The organism is Micromonospora sp. DT228 (assembly GCF_049841595.1).
Lineage (GTDB): Bacteria > Actinomycetota > Actinomycetes > Mycobacteriales > Micromonosporaceae > Micromonospora.
On sequence record NZ_JBNCKO010000050.1, the window covers coordinates 1 to 1178 of the forward strand.

General features: G+C 67.2%; 2 protein-coding genes. Both read right to left on the minus strand.

The annotated features are described in order from the left end of the window. Positions 1–30 precede the first annotated feature (30 nt). Entirely contained in the window at positions 31–639 is a 609-nt protein-coding gene (locus ACLQ29_RS35345; RefSeq protein ID WP_425775697.1) for a transposase, read from the minus strand. Next, complete coding sequence (locus ACLQ29_RS35350; RefSeq protein WP_425775698.1) at positions 618–1082, minus strand: winged helix-turn-helix domain-containing protein; 465 nt, start codon at positions 1080–1082, stop codon at positions 618–620. Before ACLQ29_RS35350 ends, ACLQ29_RS35345 begins: the two co-directional genes overlap by 22 nt. Positions 1083–1178 lie beyond the last annotated feature (96 nt).

A 1178-nucleotide genomic window follows, 5' to 3' on the forward strand; every position in this document is an offset into this window, starting at 1 on the left:
GCTACAGAGGTTGAAAGGCCGAGGTTCGGGCTATCTCGGTGGTTCGGGTTCGAGGGTCATGCCGGTGCTGGCGAGGAAGCCGGCAAGGAGGTCGGTCTGTTGCTGACAGTCGCGTAGTCGGCGTTTGACCAGTTGGGCGAGGTGGTCGACGCCGCGGGCGGCGGTGTTGGTCAGGCCGCGTTTCATCCAGCGCCAGACGCCTTCGGTGGGGTTGAGGTCCGGGGCGTAGGCCGGTAGCCGAATCACGGTCAGCCACGGCCGGGCGGCGATCAGGGCGTGCATGCGGTGGCTGACGTGGGTGTTCAGGTTGTCCCAGATCAGCACTATCGGTGCCTGCAGGCGCTGGTGGGCCTGGTCGAGGAAGGCGATGTAGTCGTCCTCGCTGAAGCTGCCGCGTTCGCCTTTGCGACCGCGGTGCAGCCGGGTGCGCCACATCAGCCGGCCTCGCTGTCCGGGCTGGAGGCAGACCAGACCAGCGATCGAGACCCGGCCGGAGCCCTTGCCGGACACCTCGATGACCGGCGTGTGCCCGCGCCGGGCCCACGTCTTGGCCACCGGCGGTCGCATGACCTGGCCTGCCTCGTCCTGGAAGCAGATCCAGGCCCCTTGCGCCGCCGCTAACCTCTTACCGACGGCCACCGCCCGCGATGCCAGCCGGCGATCGCTTCCGGATCGCGTTCGATCGCCCGACGAGTGGGAACCTGCTGGCTGTACCCCATGCGATGCAACAGATAGGACACCCCGCGCAGCGTGTAGGACACGCCGAAACGCCGCTCGATCACCTCAGCCACCCGCGCGAGGGTCCAGCGGGCATCGTCCCAGCCATGCACGATCGGACCCTCATCAAGCACCTCGGCCAGCTGTTTGCGCTGCTCAACGGAGAGCTTGCAGTCCGAGCCGCCCGGCCCGGCCGACACCAGAGCCTCCGTTCCACCAGCAGCCCACTGCCGCCGCCACAAACGCACCGACTTCTCAGAAACCCGCAGCTCAGAAGCGATCTGCGCAGTCGGTAAAGACTCCTCGAACATGGACGCGGCCTGGATCCGGACCTTCTCACGCCGGACCCGGGCTGCCGCGTTCATGCCACCACCAGCCGGATACCTCATACCTCCGGCATACCGAACCCATCGACCCGGATCACGCAGACACGCCGACGGACGTCAGCCTTTCAACCTCTG

Excerpts from the sequence above, each read along its gene's own strand:
- ACLQ29_RS35350 (WP_425775698.1), bottom strand. The coding sequence starts at position 1,082 with ATGAACGCGGCAGCCCGGGTCCGGCGTGAGAAGGTCCGGATCCAGGCC.